Raw genomic sequence first — 25,719 nt, 5'->3', positions numbered from 1 at the left:
CAGGGTCAAATGGAAACAGTTCTGTTGGCTCAAACGGAGTCGGATGGTCGACCGGCCGGCGCGCGGCGTAGCCAACGCATACGTCCAAGCCGGCCGGTCGATCAGGCGGCCCGTTTCAGCCAACCCGAAGGGCCGGGCATCTTTCCGCCAGGCGCAGAGGCGATCGGCTCGGACGTACATCCGGGTACGCCCCTTCGCCAATCGCCTCTGCCCTGACGAAAACCTGCTCCGGCAGAACTGCTTCCATTTAACCCTGAAGGGCTCTGGGATCGTTTCACCGTATCGGCGAAACCGGTGAAACGATCTGGGATAGCCCAAGAACCTCTTCCGATTCCTTGCGCGATGCCATGGCGTGCAACGTATGCGATCGGGACAAGCAGCCGCTTTTTTGGAACACTGCCGCGGAATGATTCGGTCGTTTTTCCTGCGCAGGGGTCGAGCGGTGATCCCGCGTCTATTGGAGGCTGTATGGCAAGGCTGGCAGGCAGGATTATGCTCCTCTCCGGGGTGTCGCGGGTATTTATCGCCTTCCTCGCGGGGCTCTTGACAGTTCTCACCCAGCCGCCCCTCGGCATCTTCGCGGCCGCTTTCGTCTCGTTTCCTGTCCTCGTCTGGCTGATCGATGGCGCGCCGGGTGATCCTGAAAAAGGCCGGCTCGCAAGGCTTTGGCCGGCCTTGTCGATCGGCTGGAGCTTCGGCTTCGGCTACTTCCTTGGCGGCCTCTGGTGGCTTGGCAACGCCTTGCTGATCGAGGCGGATCTTTTTGCCTGGGCGCTGCCGCTCGCCGTCGTCGGCCTGCCCGCCGCTCTCGCGCTTTTTTACGCCCTTGCAGTCGCGCTGGCGCGTTGTCTCTGGTCTGACGGCCTGGGCAGGATCGCAGCCCTTGCATTCGGCTTCGGCGTCGCGGAATGGCTCCGCGGGTTTCTGTTCACGGGCTTTCCCTGGAATGCCATCGGCTATGCCTTGATGCCGATGCCTCTGATGATGCAGTCGGCGAGCGTCGTGAACCTTGCAACGATCAACATGCTCGCGGTCTTCGTGTTTGCGGCACCTGCTCTCATAGCCACCGGCAAGGGCGCGCGTGCGGGCCTCGCAATTGCCGTCGCGCTCTTTGCCGCGCATCTGGCTTTCGGCTTCTATCGTCTTGCCCAGCCGGCGCCTCAACCGCTGGCGCCTGAGTTGACGGTGCGCCTGGTTCAGCCGGTGGTCGACCAGGCGAAAAAGCTCGATGACCGCGAACGCTCATCGGTCTTCGAGGAGCATCTCGTTCTCACGACCGCACCGGCGATGGACGGCGGAAAACGTCCGGACATCATTGTTTGGCCGGAAACGTCGATCCCATTCATACTCACCGACAACCCGGACGCGCTGGCCCGCATCGCAGAGGTCTTGGAGGACGGGCAGGTCCTCATTGCCGGTGCCGTGCGCGTCGAAGATGCCGGGGCCGGCCTGCCGCGGCGCTATTACAACTCGATCTATGTTATCGACGATCGCGGCCAGATCGTCGGTGCGGCAGACAAGGTTCACCTTGTCCCCTTCGGCGAATATCTGCCGTTCGAAGACGTTCTTGCCTCCTGGGGGCTAAGCGCTATCGCGGCCTCGATGCCCGGCGGCTTTTCGCCTGCCCAGAGCCGTGCGCTTCTTACCCTGCCGGGCGGCAAGACGGCCTATCCGCTTATCTGCTATGAAGCGATCTTCCCCGACGAGATCGATGGCAACGGCCCTTTGGCCGATTTCCTGCTCAACATCACGAACGACGCCTGGTTCGGCGACACTCCCGGTCCGCGCCAGCATTTTCACCAGGCGCAGTTGCGCGCAGTCGAGACCGGAACGCCGATGATCCGGGCAGCCAACAACGGTATATCAGCAATTGTTGATGCACGTGGTGTTTTAGTGGTAGGATTGGGATACAATTACAAGGGGGTTACAGACACAATTCTGCCGGGAAAAATGCTTAACGTAACCAATACCGCGACGCGCGGTCGAATCTTCTGGTTGACAGCCGGAATACTCTTTTTGGTTGCAGCATTTTCGCGCGTTGGTTTCAATATTAGGAAGAATTGACCTAAAACCCCTAAAATTGCATAGTGGCCGAATCCCTCAACCTTCACCCGCGGGTGGGGCTCTTGGTTGCCGGTAAGGTTGCGACGGAGCGATCTGCGCGATGCCAGGTTGCGGGCACCCGAAACAGCGTGTTTAGGAACGCGGACATGATTGAAAACAAGAAGAAGCCGAACCCGATCGACATCCATGTCGGGAGCAGGATTCGCCTCCGCCGGACGATGCTCGGCATGAGCCAGGAAAAGCTCGGCGAAGCCCTGGGGATCACCTTCCAGCAGATCCAGAAATACGAGAAGGGAACGAACCGCGTCGGCGCGAGCCGGTTGCAGAACATTTCTTCAATTCTCAACGTCCCGGTATCGTTCTTCTTCGAGGATGCTCCTGGGGAAGGCGCCGGCGGCGTATCCGGCATGGCTGAGACCTCAAGTTCCAACTACGTGGTTGATTTCCTGTCGTCCTCCGAAGGACTTCAGCTCAACCGCGCCTTCGTCAAGATTTCCGACCCTAAGGTGCGCCGGAAGCTGGTGGATCTGGTAAAGGCATTGGCCGCCGAGGCTGAAGCCGAATAATCGGGGTAGTTCACTGACCACAAAAACAAAGCGGCCCGAGTGCCGCTTTTTTTGCGCGCTTTCCCTTCAGCCGCTCCACTTTATCGGACACGCAAAGGACGCTGCCGCACTCTCAAATCGCGTACGATTTAAGGAAACGTGCAGGTGGACCGTTCAGGTGGCAATATCGATATAAAGATATATTTATGTCGTTGTTCGCTTGTTTTTCGACGGCAAAACCACTAACACGTTCGCACCGCTTCTTTCATTGAGGGGACTTCCCGCATGCGCGCAAACTACCTGTTCACGAGTGAATCCGTAGCCGAAGGTCATCCGGACAAAGTGTGTGACCGTATTTCCGACGAGATCGTCGATCTGGTCTACCGCGAAGCGGCGAAGACGGGCGTTGATCCCTGGGGTGTGCGCATTGCCTGTGAGACACTGGCAACGACGAACCGCGTCGTGATCGCCGGCGAAGTCCGCCTGCCTCCGAGCCTCCTGAAGAAGGACAAGAACGGCAACGAAGTCATCAATCCGTCGAAGTTCAAGTCCGCCGCCCGCAAGGCGATCCGCGACATCGGCTATGAGCAGGACGGTTTCCACTGGAAGACGGCGAAGATCGACGTGCTCTTGCACTTCCAGTCGGCTCACATCGCGCAAGGCGTCGACAACGCTTCCGACAAGCAGGGCGAGGAAGGTGCCGGCGACCAGGGCATCATGTTCGGCTATGCCTGCCGCGAGACGGCCGAATTGATGCCGGCGCCGCTTTACTACTCGCACCGTATCCTGCAGACGCTTGCGGCCGCCCGCAAGAAGGGCGAAGGCGAAGTTGCCAAGCTCGGACCTGACGCCAAGAGCCAGGTGACCGTGCGCTATGTCGATGGCAAGCCGGCCGAAGTCACCTCGATCGTGCTTTCGACGCAGCATCTCGATGAGAGCTGGGACTCCGCCAAGGTCCGCTCCGTCGTCGAACCCTATATCCGCGAAGCACTCGCCGATCTGAAGATCTCCGACGATTGCTCCTGGTACATCAACCCGACCGGCAAGTTCGTCATCGGCGGACCCGACGGCGACGCCGGCTTGACCGGTCGCAAAATCATCGTCGACACCTATGGTGGCGCAGCCCCGCATGGCGGCGGCGCATTCTCGGGCAAAGACACGACCAAGGTCGACCGCTCGGCGGCTTACGCCGCGCGCTATCTGGCGAAGAATGTCGTCGCCGCCGGCCTTTCCGACCGCTGCACGATCCAGCTTTCCTATGCGATCGGCGTTGCCCAGCCGCTGTCGATCTATGTGGATCTGCACGGCACCGGCAAGGTCACGGAAGACCAAGTCGAAAATGCCATCCGCAAGACGATGGATCTCTCGCCGTCGGGCATCCGTCGCCACCTCGACCTCAACAAGCCGATCTATGCCAAGACCGCCGCTTACGGCCATTTCGGCCGCAAGGCCGGCCGCGATGGTTCATTCTCCTGGGAGAAGCTCGATCTCGTCAAGCCGCTGAAGGAAGCGATCGAGCTTGACGCGGCTGCCTACTCCGAACCGAGAGCATCCGGCCGCGCTGCCTGACGCTGCTGTTGACTTGCTTCCACAGCGCCTCGCGTCTTTTCAGACACGCAAAGGACGCTGTAGCACTTTGAGTTGCTGCATGTTTTATCCTTAAATCGGCTAGGATTTACGGAACCATGCAGTAGCGAAGCCACGGGCGTTGAAAAATATTGCAATGGTCCGGTGCGCTGCTATTCAGGCGCACCACATTGCGGGATCAAGAGCGGATGCTCCCGGTGGAGTGTCCGCTTTGCTGTTTGAAGGAAGATCGTGATGACCGAACCGCGCCGCGCCAGAGCCACGGAGGCCTTCTTTGGCCGCCGCAAGGGCAAGCCCTTGCGCGAGCGCCAGGCTGGCCATCTTGCGCATCTGCTGCCCGCGCTCCGGCTCGATCTCGCTGAGCCGGCGCCAGCTGACCTGACGACGCTCTTCCCGCAGCCGGTGAAGCGCATTCGCCTGGAAATCGGGTTTGGTGGCGGGGAGCATCTCGTTCACCGCGCCGCGGAGGATCCCGCAACCGGCTTCATCGGCGTCGAGCCCTTCGTCAACTCGATGGCGAAGTTGCTCGGACAGATCGAGGCGCGAGAGATCGCCAATATCCGGCTCTATGACGACGACGCGACGCAGGTGCTGGACTGGCTGCCGGAGGCTTCCGTCGACCAGATCGACCTGCTCTATCCCGATCCCTGGCCGAAGCGGAAGCACTGGAAGCGGCGCTTCGTTTCCAAGGTCAACCTGGATCGGTTTGCGCGCATCCTGAAGCCCGGCGGCCTCTTCTGCTTCGCCTCGGACATCGACACCTATGTCAATTGGACGCTGCTTCACTGCCGCGATCACGCGGCCTTCGAGTGGACGGCGGAAAAATCAGCCGACTGGCTTACGCCTTTCACGGGTTGGCCGAGCACGCGCTACGAGGCCAAGGCGCGCCGGGAAGGGCGGAGCTCCGCCTATCTCACCTTCCGGCGCGTTTAGGACCCTTGGATTTTGTCCTTCACGCTACAGCGTTCTTTGCACGTCCGGCTACGACTTAAGGAACATGCAGTGGCCCACTCCCGCTCGCCGGGAGGGGGCTGAGGCGGCTCCGCGAGTCACCTTCTCCCCGCTGGCGGGGAGAAGGTGGCCGGCAGGCCGGATAAGGGCGACTCACGCCGCGTCGATGATAGCGCTCGTAGGCCTGGACAAAGAGAATATTCGCCAGCCGCTCAATGCAGGCTGACGGTACGAAGATCGTCCTCGGCTGCCTTGAAGAAGGTGCTGGACCGATTGTCGGTCAAAAGGATCGGTGTGCCGTCGGCGCCGAACAGGGCCCACAGGTCGATTCCGGGTCCCATCTCGGGAGCTTCCGGGAAACAGCGGGAGACCTCCTCCGAACGCATCTTGCGGATATAGCCGACTTCGCCCTCGCCGAGATGCGCAAGGTCGTTCTTCGACAGCGATGTGTTGATGGCTTTCAGTCCCATGGTGACACTCCGTGGTCGCCGGACAGGGGAGAATCCCGCCGGTTATCCTACTCTGGGACGGAAATGTTAATTTTCTTTACCATACGGACCGGTTCGGGCCGCACGAGGTCGACTGAGAGAAGACCGTTGCGCAACTCGGCCCCGAGGACCTTCATGCCGTCTGCGAGAACAAAGGTGCGCTGGAACTGCCGGGCGGCAATGCCGCGGTGCAGGTAATCCCGCTCGCCCGTATCGACCTGGCGGCCGCGAATGACCAGCTGGTTTTCTTCCGTCGTGACGTCCAGGTCCTCCTCGGAGAAGCCGGCGACGGCGAGCGTGATCCGCAGCCGTTCCGGCGCATCCGAAGATGCGTCGCCGCGAATGCGCTCGATATTATAGGGTGGATATCCGTCATTGCCCTTGGCGATGCGCTCAAGGGTCTTTTCCATCGTGTCAAAGCCCAGCAGTAGCGGGCTGGTAAAGGGCGTGATCCTGCTCATTTCCCAAGTCCTTGCAGCTCAAGCGACCATCTTTGCGGACCTGCCAAGCAGCATCCACGCCGCAATATGGTAGCTGTGAGCAACGAGTGCAAGCCGCTTGCCTCGGCTGCGCACGCAAATCATAGTTCGCTGCGCCAGATCAGAGCGGGAAGAGGAAGTGCCAAGCGGTTTCCGTCTGAATCCTACTTCGATATCTTAGAGAATTGGCCATGTTCTCGGATCAAAGAGATCAGCTATCATCGTGGCCCAGGAGGATCGAGAAAGTGTCAAACGCGAGAAAGATTATCATCGACACCGATCCTGGGCAGGACGACGCAGCCGCCATCATGCTCGCCTTCGGTAGTCCGGAGGAGATCGACCTCCTTGGCATCACCACTGTCGCCGGTAACGTTCCGCTTTCGCTGACAGCCCGCAACGCACGCATCATTTGCGAGCTTTGCAACAGAACGGATGTGAAGGTCTTCGCGGGGGCGGAGCGGCCGGTCGCGCGCCCGCTGGTCACGGCGGAGCATGTCCATGGCAAGACGGGGCTCGACGGGCCGGTGCTGGCGGAGCCGACGATGCCGCTGCAGGAACAGGCCGCCGTCGATTTCATCATCGAGACGCTCCTCGCCGAGGACGCGGGCACGGTCACGCTCTGCACTCTCGGCCCCTTGACCAACATCGCGCTTGCCCTGACGAAGGCGCCGGAGATCGCACCGCGGGTGCGCGAGTTGGTGATGATGGGCGGCGGGTTTTTCGAGGGCGGCAACATCACGCCGGCGGCGGAATTCAATATTTACGTCGATCCGGAAGCCGCCGAAATCGTTTTCCGCTCCGGCATCCCGATCGTGATGATGCCGCTCGACGTCACGCATCGCGTCCTGACCCACAAGGCCCGCGTCCAGAAGATTCGCGCGATCGGCAGTCCCGCGGCGATCGCGATGGCCGAAATGCTGGAGTTCTTCGAGCGCTTCGACATCGAAAAATATGGCACAGACGGCGGGCCGCTGCATGACCCGACGGTGATCGCCTACCTGCTGCGCCCGGAACTGTTCACCGGGCGCGACTGCAACGTCGAGATCGAGACGACGTCCGCCCTGACGGCCGGCATGACCGTCGTCGACTGGTGGCAGGTCACCGGCCGCGAGCACAATGCCAAGGTGATGCGCCACATCGACGACGAGGGCTTTTTTGATCTCCTGACGGAGCGCCTGGCGCGTATCTGACCTCCCGTTAGAGCAATTCCAGGAACAGTGTGTAACGGTTTTTCCGTCCGGAATTGCGTCATCTCAAAGGGTTAGATCATTTCACGGTTTCAATGAAACAAGGAAATGATCTATCGGCCCCCTCCGCGGGTAACCCGTTACTTCATACGAAGACGGCGCCTCTCGGGCGCCGTCTTGTTGTCCATTTCCATCGTGGGCTCAGAACTCTTCCCAATTGTCGTGGGCGAGCGCGTTGGCACCGGATGTCTGGGCAAGGACGCGCTGCGTCGATGTCGAATAGCTGCCGGTGCGTGCCGTGGCGGTCCGGCTGTCTTTAGCGGCAGGCGGAGGAGAGGCGGGACGTTCCGCCGCGCGCATCCGCTCGGCTGCACCGCGCAACATCTCGGACGAGGATTGCGCCGGCGCCTGCTGAGCGACACGGAACCGGGAGACCAGCGCGCTCAATGCGCCGGCTTCGTCGTTCAGCGCCATGCTGGCGGCCGTCGTTTCTTCGACCATCGCCGCGTTCTGCTGGGTCACCTGATCCATCTGGTTGACGGCGGAATTGATCTCCTTCAGGCCGACCGCCTGTTCCGAGGCGGAACTTGAGATCTGGCGGATCAGGCTGTTGATCTGCACCACCTGCTCGGCGATCTTCTCGAGCGCGCTGCCCGCCTTGCCAACAAGGTCTACGCCCTCGCGGACCTGGCCTGCGGAGGTGTTGATCAGCGTCTTGATCTCCTTCGCAGCGTTTGCCGAGCGCTGTGCAAGCTCGCGGACCTCCTGGGCGACGACCGCGAAACCCTTGCCGGCGTCACCGGCGCGCGCAGCCTCGACGCCTGCGTTAAGCGCCAGCAGGTTCGTCTGGAAGGCGATCTCATCGATAACGCCGATGATCCGGCTGACTTCGTGGGAGGATTGCTCGATACCCCGCATGGCCGCGATTGCCTTCTGCACGACCTCGCCGGACCGCCCGGCGTCGCTGCTAGCCACCTCGACCGATTTTGCCGCGACCTTGGCGTTCTCGGCGCTGGCGTTCACCTGGGAGGTGAGCTGGTCGAGGGCGGCTGCGGTTTCTTCGAGGCTCGCGGCCTGCTGTTCCGTCCGGTGCGACAGGTCGTTGGCGGCATTGCTGATCTCGGAGGTACCGCTGCCGATGTTGACGACCGAGTGATTGACGGTCCGGATGGTCTCCTCGAGGCTCTCCATGGTCGCGTTGAAGTCACGCTTCAGCTGCGCGTATTCACCAGGGAATTCGTCGGTGATGCGGAAGGCGAGGTCGCCGGATGCAAGATGCGACAGGCCGTTGCCGAGGCGGGCGACGATATCGCGCTGCAGGGCACCGCTCTCGGCGCGCTCGGTTTCCGAGCGGCTGCGTTGCAATTCCGCCTGCTCGCGCTGGTGGCGGGCTTCTCCTTCGAGGCGCTTGGTGTCAGCGAGCTGATGGCGGAAGCCTTCCAGCGCCTTGGCAACGGAACCGGTTTCGTCCGAGCGATCCTGGCCGGCGATCGGCCGGGTATAGTCGCCGTTGCTGAGCGTCTGAACGTCGCTGACAAGGCCTGCCAGCGGTTTCTGCACGAAGCCGCGAACTGCGAAATAGAGGCCGGCGAGCACGGCGCCGAGGACGACAAGACCGCCGAGGATCATCATATAGGTCTGATCGCGGACCGGCGCGTTGATTGCCGTGTGCGGCACATCGACGAGCACGACCCAGTTGGCATTCACGTTGGGCAGCTTGAAGGGATAGACGACGCGATCGAAGGGCTCGTTTCCGTCATAAGTGAGGTTCTTGATCATGCCGGACGTCGCCGACGACAGGGCGTCCTTGACGATATCGGCGCCTTCGCCGTCATAGTCTTTCGTCAACAGATCGGGGATCGGCGACACGAGCCATTTGCCGCTCTGTGACAGAAGGTAGACCCGGCCCGTGCCGAAAGGCTTGAGCTTTGCGAGGTCATCGGCGAGCGAGGCGAGCGAAATGTCGACGCCGGAGACGCCGATCAGCTTGCCGTCGGACATCACCGGATAGGCGATCGAGCTCATCGTGGTGGGGACGTCGGTCCCTTCGGCGAGGTAGGGCTGGGTGATTGCACCCTTGCCGCTCTTGGCAGCCAGGCTGTACCACTCGGCGGCATAGTCCGCCTTGAAGGTCGAGAACTGCGCTTCGCCGTTGCGGTCCTTCGACCAATAGGGCGTGAAGACGCCTTCCTCGTTGCCGCCAAGTTCCTTGTTGTTGACCACGTCTTCCTGGCGCCCATCATATGCCTTCGGCTCTTCCGCGAACCAACTGCCGAACGCAAAGCTGTGCTGCTCGAGATTGGCCTTGAGGAGGTTGATCGCGCCGACGCGATCGGTCGATTTTCCGGCGTGACCGCGGCCAAGCACTCCCGACATGGTGCGCGCGGCGGCGGCGAGTTCGCCGACGCTTCCCGCAATGTCGGAGGCGATGGCTCGTGCTTCGGCCTGAGCTCCATCGAAGACCAGCGTCTCGACGCGATCCTGTGTCTGGGAGATGAGAACGAAATTCGAGGCGAGCAGCACGAGTGCGATCGTACCGCCTGTCACAGCGATCAGTTTGGTCGCCAGTGATTTGGCTTGGAACTTGAACATGAAATCCTCACATACTGAGAGGTCCGCGGGTTTGCCGCCCACGGCGTGACGCATTCCGAATTGTGGGGTGAAACTCCGTCATGGAGCGCCAGATGCCAACCGGCACGAAGGAGGCAGCCAAACCTTACTGCATGTTTCCTTAAATCGTACCCGATTTAAGGATAAAACATGCAGCACTTCAAAGTGCTAAAGCGTCCTTTGCGCGTCTGATTAGACTCGTGGCGCTGTAGGTGCGGTCGACCTTCTCATGCGTCTGAATAGAGGATCAAATCTTAAGATCCAGCCAACGCCGAGGCTAAATCATAGTCGCGGCACGCAAGTTTTGCCCGCCGAGTTTAATCGGCGCGACGTAAACTGTCGGGTTTGCGAAGCGGGCGCAAATGGGAGGCGAAAGGAGGCGTTGTCTCACAGACGGGCCGCGACCTCGGATGCCAGCGGTATTGCCGGTTGGGCACCGGGCTTGAGGCATGCAAGCGATCCGGCGACCGCCGCTTGCCGCAGCGCATCGGGGAAGGGGAGGCCAGCGTCGAGGCCCGCGGCCAGATAGCCGCAGAAAGTGTCGCCGGCGCCGACCGTGTCGACGGGTTCGATGGTCAGGCCCTTGGCGCGATGAACGGCACCGTCGTGAATGGCGATCACGCCGTCGGCGCCAAGCGTGACGATCACGGTCCGGCCGGTCTCGTCGTGGAGCCGCTTCATCGCCGCCTCGCGCTCGGCGCCGTCGATGCCGCTCTTGCCGGCCAAGAGTTCGAATTCGGTTTCGTTGGCAATCACGATATCGGCCATCCGGCCGAGACGGGCGGCTTCGGGCGTCAGCGGGGCGATGTTGATGATCGAGCGGATACCGCGGCGTTTGGCTTCCACAAGCGCCTTCTCGACCGAAGCGGCGGGAATTTCGAGCTGTAGCATCAGCGTATCGCCGGGCGACATCTGATCGAGCGCCGCCGTTGCGTCGCTTTCGCTCATGGTCGCGTTGGCGCTGGCGACGACCACGATGACGTTTTCGCCATCGCCGCCGACGATGATATGCGCCGTGCCGGTGGGGGAATCGACGGTCTTGATGAGGCTAAGGTCGGCGCCGGCCGCTTTCAACAGCGCCAGCGCGCCTTCGGCGAAGCTGTCCCAGCCGACCGCGCCGGCCATGCGCACCGACGCACCGGCGCGGCGGGCGGCCAGCGCCTGGTTTGCACCCTTGCCGCCGGCGGCGGTGGAAAAGCCGGTCCCGGCAACGGTTTCGCCAGGCTTCGGCAGGCGCGCGGTCGTGGCGATTAGGTCCATGTTGATGGACCCAAGGACAGTGATCATGTGGAGATGCCCCGTCGGATTATTGACTTTCGCGAAGAGTGCCCGACCGCGTCAGTCCTCGTCAACCACCCGAAGCTTCAATTGCCCCATCCGGTTGTCGAGGGGCCGTCCGCCTTGCTCGCCGTCTCCGGGCACGGCTTCGGCCGCGAGTTCCAGCGCCTCGATCTTGGCGCCGCGCCTCGTAAGCTTGTCCGACGAGATGAGGATGTCCTCGACATCCTTCTGCGTCATGGCGAAATGACCCTGGAGCTTGCGCACACGTTCGTCGAGCCGTGAAAGGTCGTCCATCAGGCGCGCGACTTCGCCCTGGATCAGGTGCGCCTGCTCGCGCATGCGGGCATCCTTCAGGATCGCCTGGATCACCTGGATCGACAAAAGCAGCAGTGACGGCGAGACGATGACGATGCGCTGGCGATGCGCCTTCTGCACGATCGCCTCGAAGTGTTCGTGGATCTCGGCGAAGATCGACTCGGAAGGAACAAAGAGGAAGGCCGTCTCCTGCGTTTCTCCCGGCAAGAGATACTTGCTGGCGATATCGCGGATATGCACTTCCATGTCGCGGCGGAAGGCCTGCGCCGCCTGCTGCCGCCGCTCGGCCGTCGCCGCGTCGCGCATTGCGTTCCATCCTTCGAGCGGAAACTTCGCGTCGATGACAAGCGGCGGCTGGCCGTTCGGCATGCGGATCGTGCAATCCGGACGGGCGCCGTTCGAAAGTGTTGCCTGGAAGGCGAAAGCGCCCATCGGCAACCCGTCGGCAACGATCGCTTCCATGCGCGACTGGCCGAAGGCCCCGCGCGTCTGCTTGTTTGCCAGAATGTTCTGCAGCCCGGCCATGTCCTTGGCCAGCGATTGAATGTTGTTCTGGGCGTTGTCGATCACGGCAAGCCGTTCCTGCAGGCGCCGAAGGTTCTCATGGGTCGCTTTCGTCTGCTCGCTGATCGAGGCGCCGATCCGGTGCGTCATTCCGTCGATGCGCTGGCTGATGGACTGGTTGAGTTCCGCCTGGCGGGTGCCGAAAACATCCGTCATCGCGGCGATGCGGCCCTGCAATTCCGTCTGCGCGGCAAGAAGCGTCGCCATCTGCTCGTCTCGCTCTCCGATGCGGGCAGAGCTCGCCCGGCGCGCGAACATCAGGCACGCAAGCGTCATGAGAAGCGCGGCAGCCGTGGCGAGATGACCGGCCGTGACGGGCAGGGCGCCGAGCTGCAACAAGGGCTGGTCGAAGGAAAAGTCGATGGGCTCCATGGCGGCAGCCTAACAGATTCGCGCCCGAAGACCAGATCAAAACAAGAACAAACATATGGCGGCTTGGCAAGCCGCAAGTACCGCGTGTGCGGTCTTGACGAGAGGCAATGTTCTTGCGCGCAAGCGGAAAGATCGGCTATGGGATCAGCATGACGATCAAGCCACTAATCATCCTTCCCGATCCGGTTCTGCGCCAGGTGTCCAAACCGGTGGATACCGTTGACGACGACATCCGCCGCCTCGCCGACGACATGTTGGAAACCATGTACGACGCGCCGGGCATTGGCCTTGCAGCAATACAGATCGGCGTACCGAAGCGCCTGCTGGTGCTCGACGTATCGAAGGAAGGCGACGAGAAGACGCCGCTCGTCTTCATCAACCCGAAAATCGTCAGATCCTCCGATGAGCGCTCGGTCTACGAGGAAGGCTGCCTGTCGATCCCGGACTACTACGCCGAAGTCGAGCGCCCAGCGGCCGTCACCGTCGAATATGTCGACCGCCACGGCAAGGAGCAGACGCTCGAGGCGGACGGCCTGCTTGCCACCTGCCTGCAGCACGAGATCGATCATCTGAACGGCGTTCTGTTCATCGACCATATCTCCAAGCTCAAGCGGGACATGGTGATCCGCAAGTTCACCAAGGCGGCCAAGACCCGCGGCGCCAAGGCGATCTGACATCCACTGCATGTTTCCTTAGATCCTGGCCGATTTAAGGATAAAAACATGCAGCAATTCAAAGCGCTGCAGCGTCCCTTGCGCGTCTGACAGACGCGCGGCGCTGTAGAGCGGGATGAGGAAAGTGTGTGCGGTTTTCCGCCCGCATCCCGCGTCTCAACCTATTTAGAATCGATCACGTTTGTGATTTGGGCCGTTCGACCGACATCATCGTGATCCAGAGCGCCGCGTCGGTGCGGGAAATCCCGGGGCGCAGCCTGATTTCAAGAGACGGAGTTTGCCGCCTTGCCGCTTCGCATCATTTTCATGGGAACGCCGGAATTCTCGGTGCCGACGCTGGTCGCCCTCGCCGAGGCAGGCCATGAGATCGTCGCTGTTTACACGCAGCCGCCGCGTCCTGGCGGGCGGCGCGGTCTCGACCTGCAGAAGTCGCCGGTCCACCAGGCGGCCGAGCTTCTCGGCATCCCCGTCCTGACCCCGCCGAACTTCAAGGACGCCGGCGATCGCGAGACCTTCGCCAAGTTCAATGCCGACGTCGCCGTCGTCGTCGCCTACGGCCTGCTCCTGCCCGAGGAGATTCTCCAGGGGACAAGGCATGGCTGCTACAACGGACACGCGTCGCTCCTGCCGCGCTGGCGGGGGGCGGCGCCCATCCAGCGCGCGATCATGGCCGGCGACCGCGAGACCGGCATGATGGTGATGAAGATGGACAAGGGGCTCGACACCGGCCCGGTCGCGCTCACCAAGGCCGTTGCGATCGGCGAAACGATGACGGCTGGCGAGCTGCACGACAAGCTGATGCAGGTCGGAGCGGCTTTGATGAAAGAGGCGATGGCGAAGCTCGAAGCGGGCGACCTGCCGCTGACGCCTCAGCCGGAAGAGGGCGCGGTCTATGCTGCCAAGATCAGCAAGGCGGAAACCCGGATCGATTTCACCAAGCCGGCGGGCGAGGTTCACAATCACATTCGCGGTCTTTCGCCTTTTCCCGGAGCCTGGTTCGAACTGGCGATCGCCGGAAAGCCGGAACGGATAAAGGTGCTGAATTCCGAGAAAGCCGCCGGGGCTGGCGAAGCCGGCACCATTCTGGACGAGGCGTTGACCATTGCCTGCGGCGAGGGTGCGGTGCGGCCGACCCGACTGCAGAAGGCCGGCGGCAAGCCGCTCGCTGTCGCCGAGTTCCTGCGCGGAACGCCCGTCGCCCGCGGCACGAGGATCGCCTGATGCCGCGTTATCGCCTCACCGTCGAATACGACGGCTCAGACTATGTCGGCTGGCAGCGACAGGAAAACGGTCCGTCCGTCCAGGGCGCGATCGAGAAGGCGATCTTGTCGCTGACCGGAGAGACGGTGTCCGTCCGCGGGGCGGGACGCACCGATTCCGGCGTCCACGCCATGGGCCAGGTCGCGCATGCGGATCTCACGCGCGAATGGAAGACGCACACGTTGCGCAATGCGCTCAATGCCCACCTGGCGCTTGCCGGCGAACGTGTCTCGATTCTCGACGCAGCTGAGGCGCCGCCGGGTTTTGACGCGCGTTTCTCCGCGGTTCGCCGCCACTATCTCTATCGCATCATCTCCCGCCGCTCGCCGCTGGCGCTCGAAGCAAGGCGTGCCTGGTGGGTGCCGAAGACGCTCGACCATGAGGCCATGCATGTGGCCGCACAACGGCTGGTCGGCCACCACGACTTCACGACGTTCCGCTCGGCCCATTGCCAGGCGACAAGCCCGCTGCGCACGCTTGATCGGCTAGACGTGACGCGAGCCGGGGATCTCATAGAGATCCGCGCGACGGCCCAGAGCTTTCTGCACAACCAGATTCGCTCCTTCGCCGGCTCGCTGAAGTTGGTGGGCGAGGGCAAGTGGACGCCGGACGATTTGCAGGCGGCGCTCGAAGCGCGCGATCGAAAGGCCTGCGGGCCGGTCGCGCCTCCGGACGGCCTCTACTTCATGCAGGTCGATTATTGAGTTGCGCGAGGCGCGGCCTGCAGGACTCGCTTTTTCCCAGAGCCCTTCAGGGTTAAATGGAAGCAGTTCTGCCGGAGCAGGTTTTCGTCAGGGCAGAGGCGATCGGTGAAGGGGCGTACCCGGATGTACGTCCGAGCCGATTGCCTCTGAGCCTGGCGGAAAGATGCCCGGCCCTCCGGGTTGGCTGAAACGGGCCGCCTGATCGACCGGCCGGCTTGGCCGTATGCTTTGGCTACGCCGCGCGCCGGCCGGTCGACCATCCGACTCCGTTTGAGCCAACAGAACTGTTTCCATTTAACCCTGAAGGGCTCTAACTTGGAACAAGACCAAAGAAGCGCTGCAGTAACTCGCCGATCATCATCGACGGCAGCAGGAAGAGTGTCGTCAGCGCGGCCGCCAGCAAGGTCTGGTTGCCGGTGACGGTGCGCAGAAGCCGGAAGAGCAAGCCGACGCTGACGACCAGCAGCAGGAGCCAGATCAGGCTGGTCAGCCCCTGACTGCCCGGGATCAGCAGACGGATCGCGGCAGGCAGCGCCATGGCGTAGGAAAGCGGCACCGAGAGCCAATTGGTGGTAACGATCACCGGCACCACAAAAATCGCAAAACCCAGCGGCCGGGACAGGATGACGATCAGGATGATCGGCAGCAGCCAGCTGGCGAGATCGACGACAAGCAGCTTCACGATGAAGCCGAAGCCGATTGTCGTGCCGGCCGGCATGGCCGCAAGGTAGTAGAGCCGCCAGGATGCCCAGGTCACGGCGATCGCCGGCAGAGACCAGAGTATTGCCGCGAACGAGCGCCACAGGCCGCTTTCGCTGATGTCCAGCCAGCGAAAGCCCTCGCGGTTGCCCTGGATGAGCAACCACAGTCCCTTGACGTAGGTGAGGACCTCCTCAAGCAGCGGCATGACCGAACCAGCGGGCTATGAAGGTCTCGTAGATCCCGGTCAAGGTTTCGAGATCGGCAACGGCAACGCGCTCGTCGACCATGTGCATCGTCTGCCCGACCAGGCCGAATTCGACGACGGGGCAATAGTCCTTGATGAAGCGCGCATCCGAGGTGCCGCCGGTGGTCGAGAGCTTCGGCTGGCGTCCGACGACAGCCTCCACCGCGCCGGAAAGCGAATCGATGAGGGCGTTGTTGCGCGTGAGGAACACGTGGCTCGGACGCTCGTTCCAGACGATGTCGTAGCGGACCGGCGCGCGGTTGGGCCTGAGCTTGTCGCTCGCGGCGGCGCCATCAAGCCGCGCGACAATCTCCGCCATGAGGCTTTCGGCGGTCCAATTGTCGTTGAAGCGGATGTTGAAGCTGGCGCTCGCCTTCGCCGCAATGACGTTGACGGCCGGGTTGCCGACATCGATGGTCGTGACCTCGAGGTTCGATGGCTGGAAGCTCTCGGTGCCGCTATCGAAGGGCGGGTCCATCAGCGCCTCGGTGAGCTGCAGGATGCCGCGCACCGGATTGTCGGCGAGATGCGGATAGGCCGCATGTCCCTGGACGCCGTGAACGGTGATCCGGCCGGAGAGCGAGCCGCGCCGGCCGATCTTGATCATGTCGCCGAGCGTATCGGGATTGGTAGGCTCGCCGACGAGGCAGGCATCCCAGCGTTCGCCTTTCGCCGCCTCCCACTGAAGAAGCTTCACCGTACCGTTGATCGCCGGGCCTTCCTCGTCGCCGGTGATCAGAAACGAGATCGAACCTTTCGGCGCTCCGTGCTTTTCGATGTGGCGCGCGACCGCAGCCACGAAGCAGGCGATGCCGCCCTTCATGTCGACGGCGCCGCGGCCATACATTTCGCCACCTGCGATCGTTGCGGAGAAGGGCGGGTGGGTCCAGGCGGCTTCGTCGCCGACCGGCACAACGTCGGTATGCCCGGCGAACATCAAGTGCGGGCCATCGCTTCCAAGGCGCGCGTAGAGGTTTTCGATGTCCGGGGTCCCGGTGTCCTTCGCCACCACGCGGTCCACGATGAAGCCGAGCGGCTTCAGCATCGCTTCGAGAGCGGCAAGCGCGCCGCCTTCGGCGGGGGTGACGGAGGGGCAGCGAATAAGGGTGGCAAGATTGGTAATCGGATCGGTGGACGTCATCTATCGGAATGCCATCTGCGGGGCACGCAGGCCTGTGAGGTCGGAGGTTGCTGGTTTATCCGATCGAGTGCCGGCTGTCACGCGTGATGGCGGCGCTACAGCCCCGCGCTACGGCCCAAAACGTGAGCGGGCCGGACGATTTCTCGTCCGGCCCGCTTGAGGCGCCGTCGGGCAGGGGAATCCCGTTCACTCGCCGGGGGCGAGGTGAGGCGCTTCGATGTGCGCTCCGGCGTGCTTCAGCGGCCGCTCGCCGGCGAGCTTGCGGATCAGCACGTAGAACACCGGCGTCATGAAGATGCCGAAGGCGGTGACGCCGATCATGCCGGCAAACACCGCCACACCCATGGCCGAGCGCATTTCCGCACCGGCACCGGTGGAGGTCACAAGCGGCACGACACCCATGATGAAGGCCATCGAGGTCATCAGGATCGGCCTCAGACGCAGCCGGCTCGCCTCGATCGCGGCAGCGACCGGACTGCTGCCGGAAAGTTCGAGCTCGCGGGCGAACTCGACGATCAGGATCGCGTTCTTGGCGGACAGGCCGACGAGCACGATCAGGCCAATCTGGGTGAAGACGTTGTTGTCCCCGCCGGTCAGCCAGACGCCCGTGAGCGCGGCCATGAGGCCCATCGGCACGATGAGGACGATCGCGATCGGCAGCAGCAGGCTTTCATACTGGGCTGCCAACACGAGATAGACCAGCAGCAGCGCCAACGGGAAGACCAGGATGCCCGAGTTGCCGGCGAGGATCTGCTGATAGGTCAGGTCCGTCCACTCGAAGCCGATGCCGGGCGGCAGCGTCTCGGCGGCGATCTTTTCGATCGCGGCCTGCGCCTGGCCGGACGAATAACCCGGTGCCGGACCGCCATTGATATCGGCGGACAGGAAGCCGTTGTACCGGATCGCCCGCTCCGCGCCGACGGTCTGATCGACCTTCAATAGCGCCGAAAGCGGAATCATTTCGCCCGACTGCGAGCGGACCTTCAGCCGGCCAATGTCGTCGGCATGGCTGCGGTAGCTCGCATCGGCCTGTACGCGCACGCTGTAGGTTCGGCCGAAGGCGTTGAAGTCGTTGACATAGAGCGAGCCCAGATAGATCTGCAGCGTTTCGAACACGTCGGTCACCGCCACGCCGAGCTGGCGCGCCTTGACGCGGTCGAGGTCGGCATAAAGCTGCGGCACATTGATCTGAAAGCTCGAATAGAGCCCCGCGAGTTCCGGTGTTGCCATCGCTTTCGCGAGGAATGCCTTGGCCGCATCGTCGAGTGTCCGGTAGCCAAGCCCGTTCCGATCTTCGATCTGCAGCTTGAAGCCGCCGGTCGTACCGAGGCCCTGAACAGGCGGCGGCGGGAACATGGCGATGAACGCGTCCTGGATCGCGCCGAACTCCTGGTTCAGTTGCATGGCGATCGCCCCGCCGGAGAGTTCCGGCGTCGTGCGCTCCTCGAACGGCTTCAGCGACACGAAGACGATGCCGGAGTTCGATGAGTTGGTGAAGCCGTTGATCGACAGGCCCGGGAAGGCGATGGCATGTTCGACGCCCGGATGCTTGAGCGCGATCTCGCTCATGCGCCGGATGACGTCTTCCGAGCGGTCGAGCGTCGCCGCGTCCGGCAATTGCGCAAAGCCGATCAGGTATTGCTTGTCCTGGGCCGGCACGAAGCCGCCGGGGACGGCACGAAACAGGACGAAGGTGACACCCAGCAGGACGACGTAGACGCCCATGACCAGCGACTTGCGCGACAGGATGCCGCCGACGCTCCGGCCGTAGGCTTCCGAGCTTTTTCCGAAGAAGCGGTTGAAGCCGCGGAAGAACCAGCCAAAGAGCTTGTCCATCACGCGCGTCAATAAATCCTTCGGCGCGTGGTGATCCTTGAGAAGAAGCGCGGCCAGCGCCGGCGACAGCGTCAGCGAGTTTATGGCTGAGATCACCGTCGAGATCGCAATCGTCAGAGCGAACTGGCGGTAGAACTGACCGGTGAGGCCGGTGATGAAGGCGAGCGGCACGAAGACCGCGACCAGCACCAGCGCGATCGCGATGATCGGGCCGGAAACTTCCGACATGGCGCGATAGGTCGCCTGCACGGGCGAGAGACCCTGCGCGATGTTGCGCTCGACGTTCTCGACGACGACGATGGCGTCGTCGACGACGATGCCGATCGCCAGCACGAGGCCGAAGAGGCTGAGCGCATTGATCGAGAAGCCGAAGACATACATCACCGCGAACGTGCCGACGATCGAGACGGGCACGGCGACGAGCGGGATGATCGAGGCGCGCCAGGTCTGCAGGAAGACGATGACGACGAGCACCACCAGCGCGATCGCCTCGAGCAGCGTATGAACGACCGACTCGATCGAGGCTCTGACGAACTGCGTCGTGTCGTAGACGATCTCGTAATCGACGCCCTCCGGCATGGTCTGCTTCAGCTCGGCCATGGCCTTGTGTACGTTCTCGGAAATCTCAATGGCGTTGGAGCCGGGTGCCTGGAAGACGCCCATGCCGACGGCTGCCTTGTTGTCGAGGAGCGAGCGCAGCGAGTAGTCCGCCGCTCCCATTTCGACGCGCGCGACGTCGCCAAGGCGCGTGATCTCGCCGTCGGTCCCCGATTTGACGACGATGTCGGCAAAATCTTCGGGTGTCCTCAACCGGCCTTGGGCATTGACAGAGAGTTGCAGGTCGAGCCCCGCCACTGAGGGCGATGCGCCGATGACGCCGGCGGCAGCCTGGACGTTTTGTCCGCGAATGGCATTGGCGATGTCGCTTGCCGCAAGCCCGCGCTCGGCAGCCTTTTCAGGGTCGATCCAGACACGCATCGAATAGTCGCCGCCGCCGAAGATCTGCACCTGGCCGACGCCGTCGACGCGCGCTAGCCGGTCTTTGACGTTCAAGACGCCGTAGTTGCGCAGATAATTGATGTCATATTGGCCGTTCGGCGAAATCAAATGCACGACGAGCGTAAGATCGGGCGAGCTCTTGACCGTCGTGACGCCGAGACGTCGCACCTCTTCCGGCAAGCGGGGTTCTGCCTGCGAGACGCGGTTCTGCACGAGCTGCTGGGCCTGGTCCGGATCGGTCCCGAGTTCGAAGGTGACGGTCAGCGTCATCAGGCCGTCGGCGGTCGCCTGGCTCTGCATGTAGAGCATGCCTTCGACGCCGTTGATCTGTTCTTCAAGCGGGGTCGCAACAGTCTCGGCGATCACCGACGGGTTGGCGCCGGGGTACTGGGCGCGCACGACGATCTGCGGCGGCACGACTTCCGGATATTCGGAGATCGGCAGACCGGTCATGCCGATCAGGCCCGCGACGAATATGAATACTGAAAGAACGCCCGCAAAGACCGGGCGGTCGACAAAAAAGCGAGAGAAATTCATAACGATCCCCCTTGGGACAAAAAGTCAGGCATCCGCGGCGAGGATGTTCGCGGCGAGCGTGGAAGCATGCTTAGGTGTTCGGTCGGCGCCGCCACGGGTCCCCTCAAGGAAGGCGAGGCGGCGCGTTCGACTATCGCTTGGCGATCGAGGCGGTGGCCTCTTCGGCCGGCTGCGGAGCAACGAGGACGCCGGGCCGGACGCGCTGCAGCCCGTTGACGACGATGCTCTCGCCCGGCTTCAGCCCGGCGTCAACGATCCGCAGGCCATCGGCAGTCGGTCCGAGAGTCACCTGGCGGTACTCGACCTTGTTATCGGCGCCGACGACCAGCACGAATTTCTTGTCCTGGTCCGAGCCGATCGCGCGATCGCTGATTACAAGCTTCTCGGTCGGAGCCGGATCGCCGATGCGGATACGGACGAACTGACCGGGGATCAGCCGGCCGTCGGCGTTGTTGAGCGCCGCCCGTACGCGGATCGTGCCGGTCGTGGCGTCGACCTCGTTGTTGATGAGCTGGATATGTCCGGTGATCGGCGTGCCCGCGTCGGCGGCGGTGCCGATCTCGACGGGAATGCGCTCGATTGCGTTGCTGCCGGCGGAGGCGGAAAGCTTCGCCAAAGCCGCGGCGACCACCTCCTCATTGACGTTGAAACTCGCATAGATCGGATCGATCGAGACGAGCGTCGTCAGGACTGGCGAGGCGGAGCCGGCAGCCACCAGGTTGCCGGCCGTCACCTCGAGCCTGCCGACACGCCCCGAGATCGGCGCACGGACCTCGGTATATTGAAGGTCCAGTCGGGCCGAACGCAGCGCCGCCTTCGCGGAGCGGACGTTCGCCTGCGCTTCGTCGTAGACGCTCAGGCGCTGATCGACTCCGCTTTGCGGGATCGCGCTGGTGGTGACCAGCTTGCGGCCCCGTTCGAGCTCGGTTTTCGCCAGCGCGACGCGCGCTTCGGCCGCCGTAACCTGCGCCTCTGCGCGATCGACGGCAGCGGCATAGGGTTCGGGATCGATGGTGACAAGGAGGTCACCCTTCTCCACCAGCGCGCCTTCGCGGAAATGCGCTTGGAGAATGGCGCCGCCGACACGGGGACGCACCTCGACGCGCTCGATCGCTTCGAGACGTCCGGAGAAGTTCTCCCAGGTCGTGATCCGGCGCGATTCAGCCTTCGCAACGGAAACAGGGACGGCGGGCGGCGGCGCGGCCGCGTCGGTCGCGGCATCAGCCGTGAACCGATAGGGCACGCCGAGGAAAACAGCGGTTCCGCCGGCAATGGACAATAAGATACTCAGGCCGGCGCCCCAAAGGACCCGGCGGGTAACGGTCGATGTCATATTTTCTCCTTGCCGGTTGGGAGCCGGCCTAGTTCGTTTTCATCTGCGATTTTGGCTTCGCCCCCGCTTCCTGGAAGAAGCGGGAGAAAATGCCGGAAATGGTCTGTTCCTGCGCGGGCCAGTTTTCCTGCCACGAGGTGTTGGCAGGTAGCCAGGCGGCGCCCCCCGGCAGCACGTGCATTTTTACCGGGACGCCGGCCTTGCGAAGCCGCTCTGCATAGGCCTCGGTTTCGTCGCGCATCGGACATTGCTCGCTAGTGATAACGAGGGCGGGAACGAGCCCGCCCAGTCGCGTACAATGGCCGGGCGCCGCGTAGGGATGGGTCAGTCCGCTCCGTTCGCCGAGGTAGCGTTGCCAGCCGTCGGCGATCGACTCCACCGAAGTCTGCGGGCAGTACTTCCGGAACGATGCGGTCGCCATGCAGGGATCGAGCAAAGGCGACAGCAGGATCTGCCCTTTGAGATCCGGGAGGAACTGGTCGCGCGCCATCAGCGCGAGGCCGGCTGCGAGGTTCCCGCCCGCTTCCTCGCCGGCAACGAACAGCATGGACTTCTTGTGCGCGAACTGCGGACAGCGGCTGCGCATCGACGACAGCATGGCGTATGACGCCTCAAGCGCCGCCGGAAACGGGCTGAGGCATGCCGAAGGGTATTCCGGCGAAATGACCACGGCCCCAGCGGCCGCAAGCGCGCTCGCAACTTTCTCGCCGGCCGCGACCGATTCCCCGACGAAAGAACCGCCGTGAAAATGAAGCACGACCGGAGGCGGAACGAGCAACGACGCGCCGCGGTAGACGCGCGCGCGGCACGCCCCGTGGGCCGTCTGCATCGTCTCTTCGGTAAAATGCGCGTTCATCTCTCTTGTCTCAGCCATAGGGCAATCCCTAGATGAGGGACAGCCCGCGATGTTTGCAGCATAACATTGTCTTTCGTCTGGAATAGTCGGCGGGATCTGATTACACTATTCGACATTTCGAACAATCCGGTATTGAAAATGGACCAGCTCACGGCCATGCGCGCCTTTCTTCGTGTTGTGGAGACCGGCAATTTCACCCGGGCATCCGCATCGCTCAACATGCCGAAAGCAACGGTGACCAACCTTATCCAGGGGTTGGAGGCGCACCTGAGTACCAAATTGCTCAATCGCACGACGCGGCGAGTCCTGGTGACGCCAGACGGCGCACTCTATTACGAGCGTGCCGCACGGCTCGTTTCCGATCTCGACGAACTGGATGGCAGCCTGTCGAGCGCGCAGAGCCTGCCGAAGGGGCGGCTGCGGGTCGAAATGGCGAGTGCGATCGCCAATCTCATCATCATTCCCGCGCTGCCCGAGTTCCACAAGAAATATCCCGACATCCAGATCGATCTCGGCGTTTCGGACCGGACAATCGACTATGTCGCCGAAAACGTCGATTGCGCGATCCGCGGGGGCACGCTGACCGATCAGTCGCTGATTGCCCGGCGCATCACGGAGATGAGCTTCATCGCCTGCGCGTCGCCGGCCTATCTCGAGCGCCACTCGATGCCGCAGCATCCCGCCGACCTCGAGAGGAATTGCTATGTCGTCGGCTATTTCCGGCCGCAGACCGGACAACCGATGCCGTTCTATTTCAAGCGTGGAAGCGAGGAGATCGAGGTCAAAGGCCGCTACGCTGTGGCAGCAAACGAAGCGACGACCTATCTTGCCGCCGCGCGGGCCGGGCTCGGGGTCATCCAGGCGCCACGCTTCATGGTGCGAGACGATTTGCGGACCGGCGCGATGAGGCCGGTGCTCAATGATTGGCAGATCGAGCCGATGCCGATCTATCTCGTCTATCCGCCCAACCGGCACCTGAGCAGCCGGCTGCGGGTTTTCGCTGACTGGGCGGTGAAAGTGGTTTCGCAGTCGCAGATGGACGGAGATTGATCGGCAGGGGGCGCTGAACTGGTCCGCGTGGTTCAGCCGCCGTGCTCCGCGTCGTAACGCTCGCGCGCCGCATCGAGTTCGCCGAAATGGGTTTCGGCCCAGTGGTCGAGAATCACGAGCGTCTCGCTCAGCGACCGCCCGACCGCGCTCAGGCGATATTCGACATGCGGCGGCACGGTCTGCTTGTCGTCGCGGATCACCAGTCCGTTGCGCTCCAGTTCTTTGAGCGTCTGTGTCAGCATCTTCTGCGATACGTCGCCGAGCTTGCGGATCAGCGCGGCGTTGCGCATGGGCCCCTCATCGAGGGCGGAGATGATCAGCATCGCCCATTTGCTGGCGACAAGCTCCAGTGCATGACGCGAGGAACATGTCGGGTCGAAGACGCTCGGGCGCGAATCCGCGGATTTCTTTGCCGACTCTGTAGACATTTTTATAGTTACCAAAAGGTGCGTAATTGTCCGTTGGTGCCTACCCTACCAGATTGGATCCAGAGTTCAAAAATCTGGATGGAGATGCCAATGGCATGGATCACTTTGCTGGCAGCGAGCGCCGTCGAAATCGCCATGGGGCTTGCCCTCAAATATGCCGAGGGCTGGACGCGGCTTGTTCCAAGTATCATCGGTGTGGTCGCGGCACTCGCCAGCGTCTATCTTTTGACGATCGCAATGCGGGAGCTGCCCGCCGGCACCGCCTATGCTGCCTGGACCGGCATCGGGTCGGTGGGCATCACCGTGCTCGGCATCGTTCTTTTCGGCGATCCGGTGTCCTCGCTTCGCCTCGTCTGCATCGCCATGATCATCGTCGCTGTGGCAGGGCTGCGGTTTCTGGAGGCTTGAGCCCGGCCGTCTTCAACAAAAGCCGGCGACCCATGAAGCGCCAGGTGAACGCTTCATGGGTCACTTGTTCAACGCCGCTGCGAGTTGCAGGTGTTACGCCGTCGGCTGCTTCGTCTTCCGGAGATAGGGCAGGACCGTTTCGAAGGAACCGAAGCGCTGGATCGCATCCTCGTTGGATACGGCAGCGGTGATGATGACGTCCTCGCCCTGCTGCCAGTTCGCGGGTGTCGCGACCTGGTGCTTGGCGGTCAGTTGGATCGAATCGATCGCACGCAGGATCTCGTCGAAATTGCGGCCGGTCGTCATCGGGTAGGTGAGGATCAGTTTGATCTTCTTGTCCGGACCAATGACGTAGACCGAGCGCACGGTGGCGTTGTCGGCCGGCGTGCGGCCCTCCGCCGTATCACCGGCGTCGGCCGGCAACATGTCGTAGAGCTTGGCCACCTTGAGGTCCTTGTCGCCGATCAGCGGATATTCGACGTCGAAACCGGTTGCGACCTTGATGTCGTTCTTCCACTTGCTGTGGCTTTCGACCGGATCGACCGAGATGCCGATGATCTTGACGCCGCGCTTGCGGAATTCATTCTCGATCCCGGCCATGGCGCCAAGTTCGGTGGTGCACACGGGTGTGAAATTCTTCGGATGGGAGAAGAGAACGGCCCAGCCGTCGCCGATCCATTCATGGAAATTGATCGTGCCTTGCGTGGTTTCGGCGGTGAAGTCTGGGGCGGTTTGGTTGATACGGAGGCCCATGGTCTGCTCCTTTGCGGCTATGCGACTGTTTCGCGCAGAATAGCGCAATCGTGGCGCTTTTCGAGGAGGAAACGTGCAGGAACGATCCGCAAAAAGGATGTCAGCGCCGTGATATACCGCTTTTGGAGAAAAATATCGCTCAGGTACACGCAGTGCTGGTATTCATCGAATGATGCTCGAATAAAAGGAAAGGCCTTTCGCACTGCGGGGAGGTGCCCGGTCGTGTCACTCGAAGGCGTCCGGGCGAGCCGGACGCGCTTCCGCCGAAGGCGACGGCAGGCAAGAACGCGAGCGCATCAACGAAGGCATCAGTAGAGCGGGATGAGTGAACGGTTTTCCGTCCGCATCCCG

Annotated in this window: 22 protein-coding genes; 10 read left to right on the top strand and 12 right to left on the bottom strand. The window is 62.6% G+C overall.

From position 1 onward, the window contains the following. Nucleotides 1–468: 468 nt before the first annotated feature. The 4 genes from lnt (at nucleotide 469) to trmB (ending at nucleotide 5,129) form a co-directional block, all read left to right on the top strand. Nucleotides 469–2,064 carry an apolipoprotein N-acyltransferase gene (lnt, locus tag PZN02_RS04020; RefSeq protein WP_280660328.1) on the top strand — a complete coding sequence of 532 codons (1,596 nt, stop codon included), beginning with the start codon at nucleotides 469–471 and terminating at the stop codon, nucleotides 2,062–2,064. 146 nt (nucleotides 2,065–2,210) lie between these two features. Next, on the top strand, nucleotides 2,211–2,630 hold the full coding sequence (locus PZN02_RS04015; protein ID WP_280660327.1) for a helix-turn-helix domain-containing protein: 420 nt from the start codon (nucleotides 2,211–2,213) through the stop codon (nucleotides 2,628–2,630). 264 nt (nucleotides 2,631–2,894) lie between these two features. After that, nucleotides 2,895–4,178 (top strand): methionine adenosyltransferase, encoded by a 1,284-nt coding sequence (metK, locus tag PZN02_RS04010; protein ID WP_280660326.1) that lies wholly within the window; start codon nucleotides 2,895–2,897, stop codon nucleotides 4,176–4,178. Between the two features lie 252 nt (nucleotides 4,179–4,430). Beyond that, nucleotides 4,431–5,129 carry a tRNA (guanine(46)-N(7))-methyltransferase TrmB gene (trmB, locus tag PZN02_RS04005; protein ID WP_280660325.1) on the top strand — a complete coding sequence of 233 codons (699 nt, stop codon included), beginning with the start codon at nucleotides 4,431–4,433 and terminating at the stop codon, nucleotides 5,127–5,129. A 230-nt stretch (nucleotides 5,130–5,359) separates the two neighbouring features. On the opposite strand, the gene PZN02_RS04000 is transcribed toward trmB, so the two are convergent. Next, a complete protein-coding gene (locus PZN02_RS04000; protein WP_136506763.1) occupies nucleotides 5,360–5,617 on the bottom strand; it encodes a BQ00720 family protein in 258 nt (85 codons plus the stop codon). Nucleotides 5,618–5,664: 47 nt separating this feature from the next. Beyond that, nucleotides 5,665–6,096, bottom strand: coding sequence for an Hsp20 family protein (locus PZN02_RS03995; protein WP_280660324.1), 432 nt, complete (start codon nucleotides 6,094–6,096; stop codon nucleotides 5,665–5,667). A gap of 263 nt (nucleotides 6,097–6,359) precedes the next feature. On the opposite strand from PZN02_RS03995, the gene PZN02_RS03990 reads away from it, so the two are divergent. Then, complete coding sequence (locus PZN02_RS03990) at nucleotides 6,360–7,304, top strand: nucleoside hydrolase (RefSeq protein ID WP_280660323.1); 945 nt, start codon at nucleotides 6,360–6,362, stop codon at nucleotides 7,302–7,304. 198 nt (nucleotides 7,305–7,502) lie between these two features. Here the strand turns inward: PZN02_RS03990 and PZN02_RS03985 are convergent, their stop codons facing one another. The 3 genes from PZN02_RS03985 to PZN02_RS03975 all read right to left on the bottom strand — a co-directional run bounded on the left by PZN02_RS03985 (nucleotide 7,503) and on the right by PZN02_RS03975 (nucleotide 12,443). Continuing rightward, nucleotides 7,503–9,893, bottom strand: coding sequence for a methyl-accepting chemotaxis protein (locus PZN02_RS03985; RefSeq protein WP_280660322.1), 2,391 nt, complete (start codon nucleotides 9,891–9,893; stop codon nucleotides 7,503–7,505). A gap of 405 nt (nucleotides 9,894–10,298) precedes the next feature. Beyond that, nucleotides 10,299–11,198 carry a ribokinase gene (locus PZN02_RS03980; RefSeq protein ID WP_280660321.1) on the bottom strand — a complete coding sequence of 300 codons (900 nt, stop codon included), beginning with the start codon at nucleotides 11,196–11,198 and terminating at the stop codon, nucleotides 10,299–10,301. Between the two features lie 51 nt (nucleotides 11,199–11,249). After that, nucleotides 11,250–12,443 (bottom strand): DNA recombination protein RmuC, encoded by a 1,194-nt coding sequence (locus PZN02_RS03975; RefSeq protein WP_280660320.1) that lies wholly within the window; start codon nucleotides 12,441–12,443, stop codon nucleotides 11,250–11,252. A 149-nt stretch (nucleotides 12,444–12,592) separates the two neighbouring features. Here PZN02_RS03975 and def point away from each other — a divergent pair, with 149 nt between their 5' ends. The 3 genes from def to truA all read left to right on the top strand — a co-directional run bounded on the left by def (nucleotide 12,593) and on the right by truA (nucleotide 15,081). Then, nucleotides 12,593–13,117: a peptide deformylase gene (def, locus tag PZN02_RS03970; protein ID WP_280661377.1), complete on the top strand. Its 525-nt coding sequence runs from the start codon at nucleotides 12,593–12,595 to the stop codon at nucleotides 13,115–13,117. 285 nt (nucleotides 13,118–13,402) lie between these two features. Continuing rightward, entirely contained in the window at nucleotides 13,403–14,338 is a 936-nt protein-coding gene (gene fmt / locus PZN02_RS03965) for a methionyl-tRNA formyltransferase (protein WP_280660319.1), read from the top strand. Further along, complete coding sequence (truA, locus tag PZN02_RS03960; RefSeq protein WP_280660318.1) at nucleotides 14,338–15,081, top strand: tRNA pseudouridine(38-40) synthase TruA; 744 nt, start codon at nucleotides 14,338–14,340, stop codon at nucleotides 15,079–15,081. Before fmt ends, truA begins: the two co-directional genes overlap by 1 nt. Nucleotides 15,082–15,391: 310 nt before the next feature. Here truA and PZN02_RS03955 read toward each other — a convergent pair whose 3' ends face one another. The 5 genes from PZN02_RS03955 to PZN02_RS03935 form a co-directional block, all read right to left on the bottom strand. After that, nucleotides 15,392–15,988 (bottom strand): hypothetical protein, encoded by a 597-nt coding sequence (locus PZN02_RS03955; RefSeq protein WP_280660317.1) that lies wholly within the window; start codon nucleotides 15,986–15,988, stop codon nucleotides 15,392–15,394. Continuing rightward, complete coding sequence (dapE, locus tag PZN02_RS03950; RefSeq protein ID WP_280660316.1) at nucleotides 15,975–17,168, bottom strand: succinyl-diaminopimelate desuccinylase; 1,194 nt, start codon at nucleotides 17,166–17,168, stop codon at nucleotides 15,975–15,977. The genes PZN02_RS03955 and dapE overlap by 14 nt, the downstream gene beginning before the upstream one ends. Before the next feature lie 186 nt (nucleotides 17,169–17,354). Further along, nucleotides 17,355–20,540, bottom strand: a complete 3,186-nt coding sequence (locus PZN02_RS03945; protein WP_280660315.1) for an efflux RND transporter permease subunit — start codon at nucleotides 20,538–20,540, stop codon at nucleotides 17,355–17,357. 130 nt (nucleotides 20,541–20,670) lie between these two features. Next, nucleotides 20,671–21,873: an efflux RND transporter periplasmic adaptor subunit gene (locus PZN02_RS03940; RefSeq protein WP_280660314.1), complete on the bottom strand. Its 1,203-nt coding sequence runs from the start codon at nucleotides 21,871–21,873 to the stop codon at nucleotides 20,671–20,673. A 28-nt stretch (nucleotides 21,874–21,901) separates the two neighbouring features. Further along, complete coding sequence (locus PZN02_RS03935; RefSeq protein WP_280661376.1) at nucleotides 21,902–22,729, bottom strand: alpha/beta hydrolase; 828 nt, start codon at nucleotides 22,727–22,729, stop codon at nucleotides 21,902–21,904. Nucleotides 22,730–22,867: 138 nt separating this feature from the next. Between PZN02_RS03935 and PZN02_RS03930 the strand changes: the two genes are divergently transcribed. Then, nucleotides 22,868–23,779, top strand: a complete 912-nt coding sequence (locus PZN02_RS03930) for a LysR family transcriptional regulator (protein ID WP_280660313.1) — start codon at nucleotides 22,868–22,870, stop codon at nucleotides 23,777–23,779. Between the two features lie 32 nt (nucleotides 23,780–23,811). Here PZN02_RS03930 and PZN02_RS03925 read toward each other — a convergent pair whose 3' ends face one another. Further along, complete coding sequence (locus tag PZN02_RS03925; protein ID WP_280660312.1) at nucleotides 23,812–24,207, bottom strand: winged helix-turn-helix transcriptional regulator; 396 nt, start codon at nucleotides 24,205–24,207, stop codon at nucleotides 23,812–23,814. A gap of 90 nt (nucleotides 24,208–24,297) precedes the next feature. Here PZN02_RS03925 and PZN02_RS03920 point away from each other — a divergent pair, with 90 nt between their 5' ends. Beyond that, on the top strand, nucleotides 24,298–24,615 hold the full coding sequence (locus tag PZN02_RS03920; protein ID WP_280660311.1) for a DMT family transporter: 318 nt from the start codon (nucleotides 24,298–24,300) through the stop codon (nucleotides 24,613–24,615). Nucleotides 24,616–24,708: 93 nt separating this feature from the next. Here the strand turns inward: PZN02_RS03920 and PZN02_RS03915 are convergent, their stop codons facing one another. Next, nucleotides 24,709–25,368: a peroxiredoxin gene (locus tag PZN02_RS03915; RefSeq protein ID WP_280660310.1), complete on the bottom strand. Its 660-nt coding sequence runs from the start codon at nucleotides 25,366–25,368 to the stop codon at nucleotides 24,709–24,711. Nucleotides 25,369–25,719 lie beyond the last annotated feature (351 nt).

It is taken from the genome of Sinorhizobium garamanticum (genome assembly GCF_029892065.1).
Lineage (GTDB): Bacteria > Pseudomonadota > Alphaproteobacteria > Rhizobiales > Rhizobiaceae > Sinorhizobium > Sinorhizobium garamanticum.
Note: the sequence above shows the minus strand (reverse complement) of the source record. Positions and strands in the feature narration are given on the sequence as shown.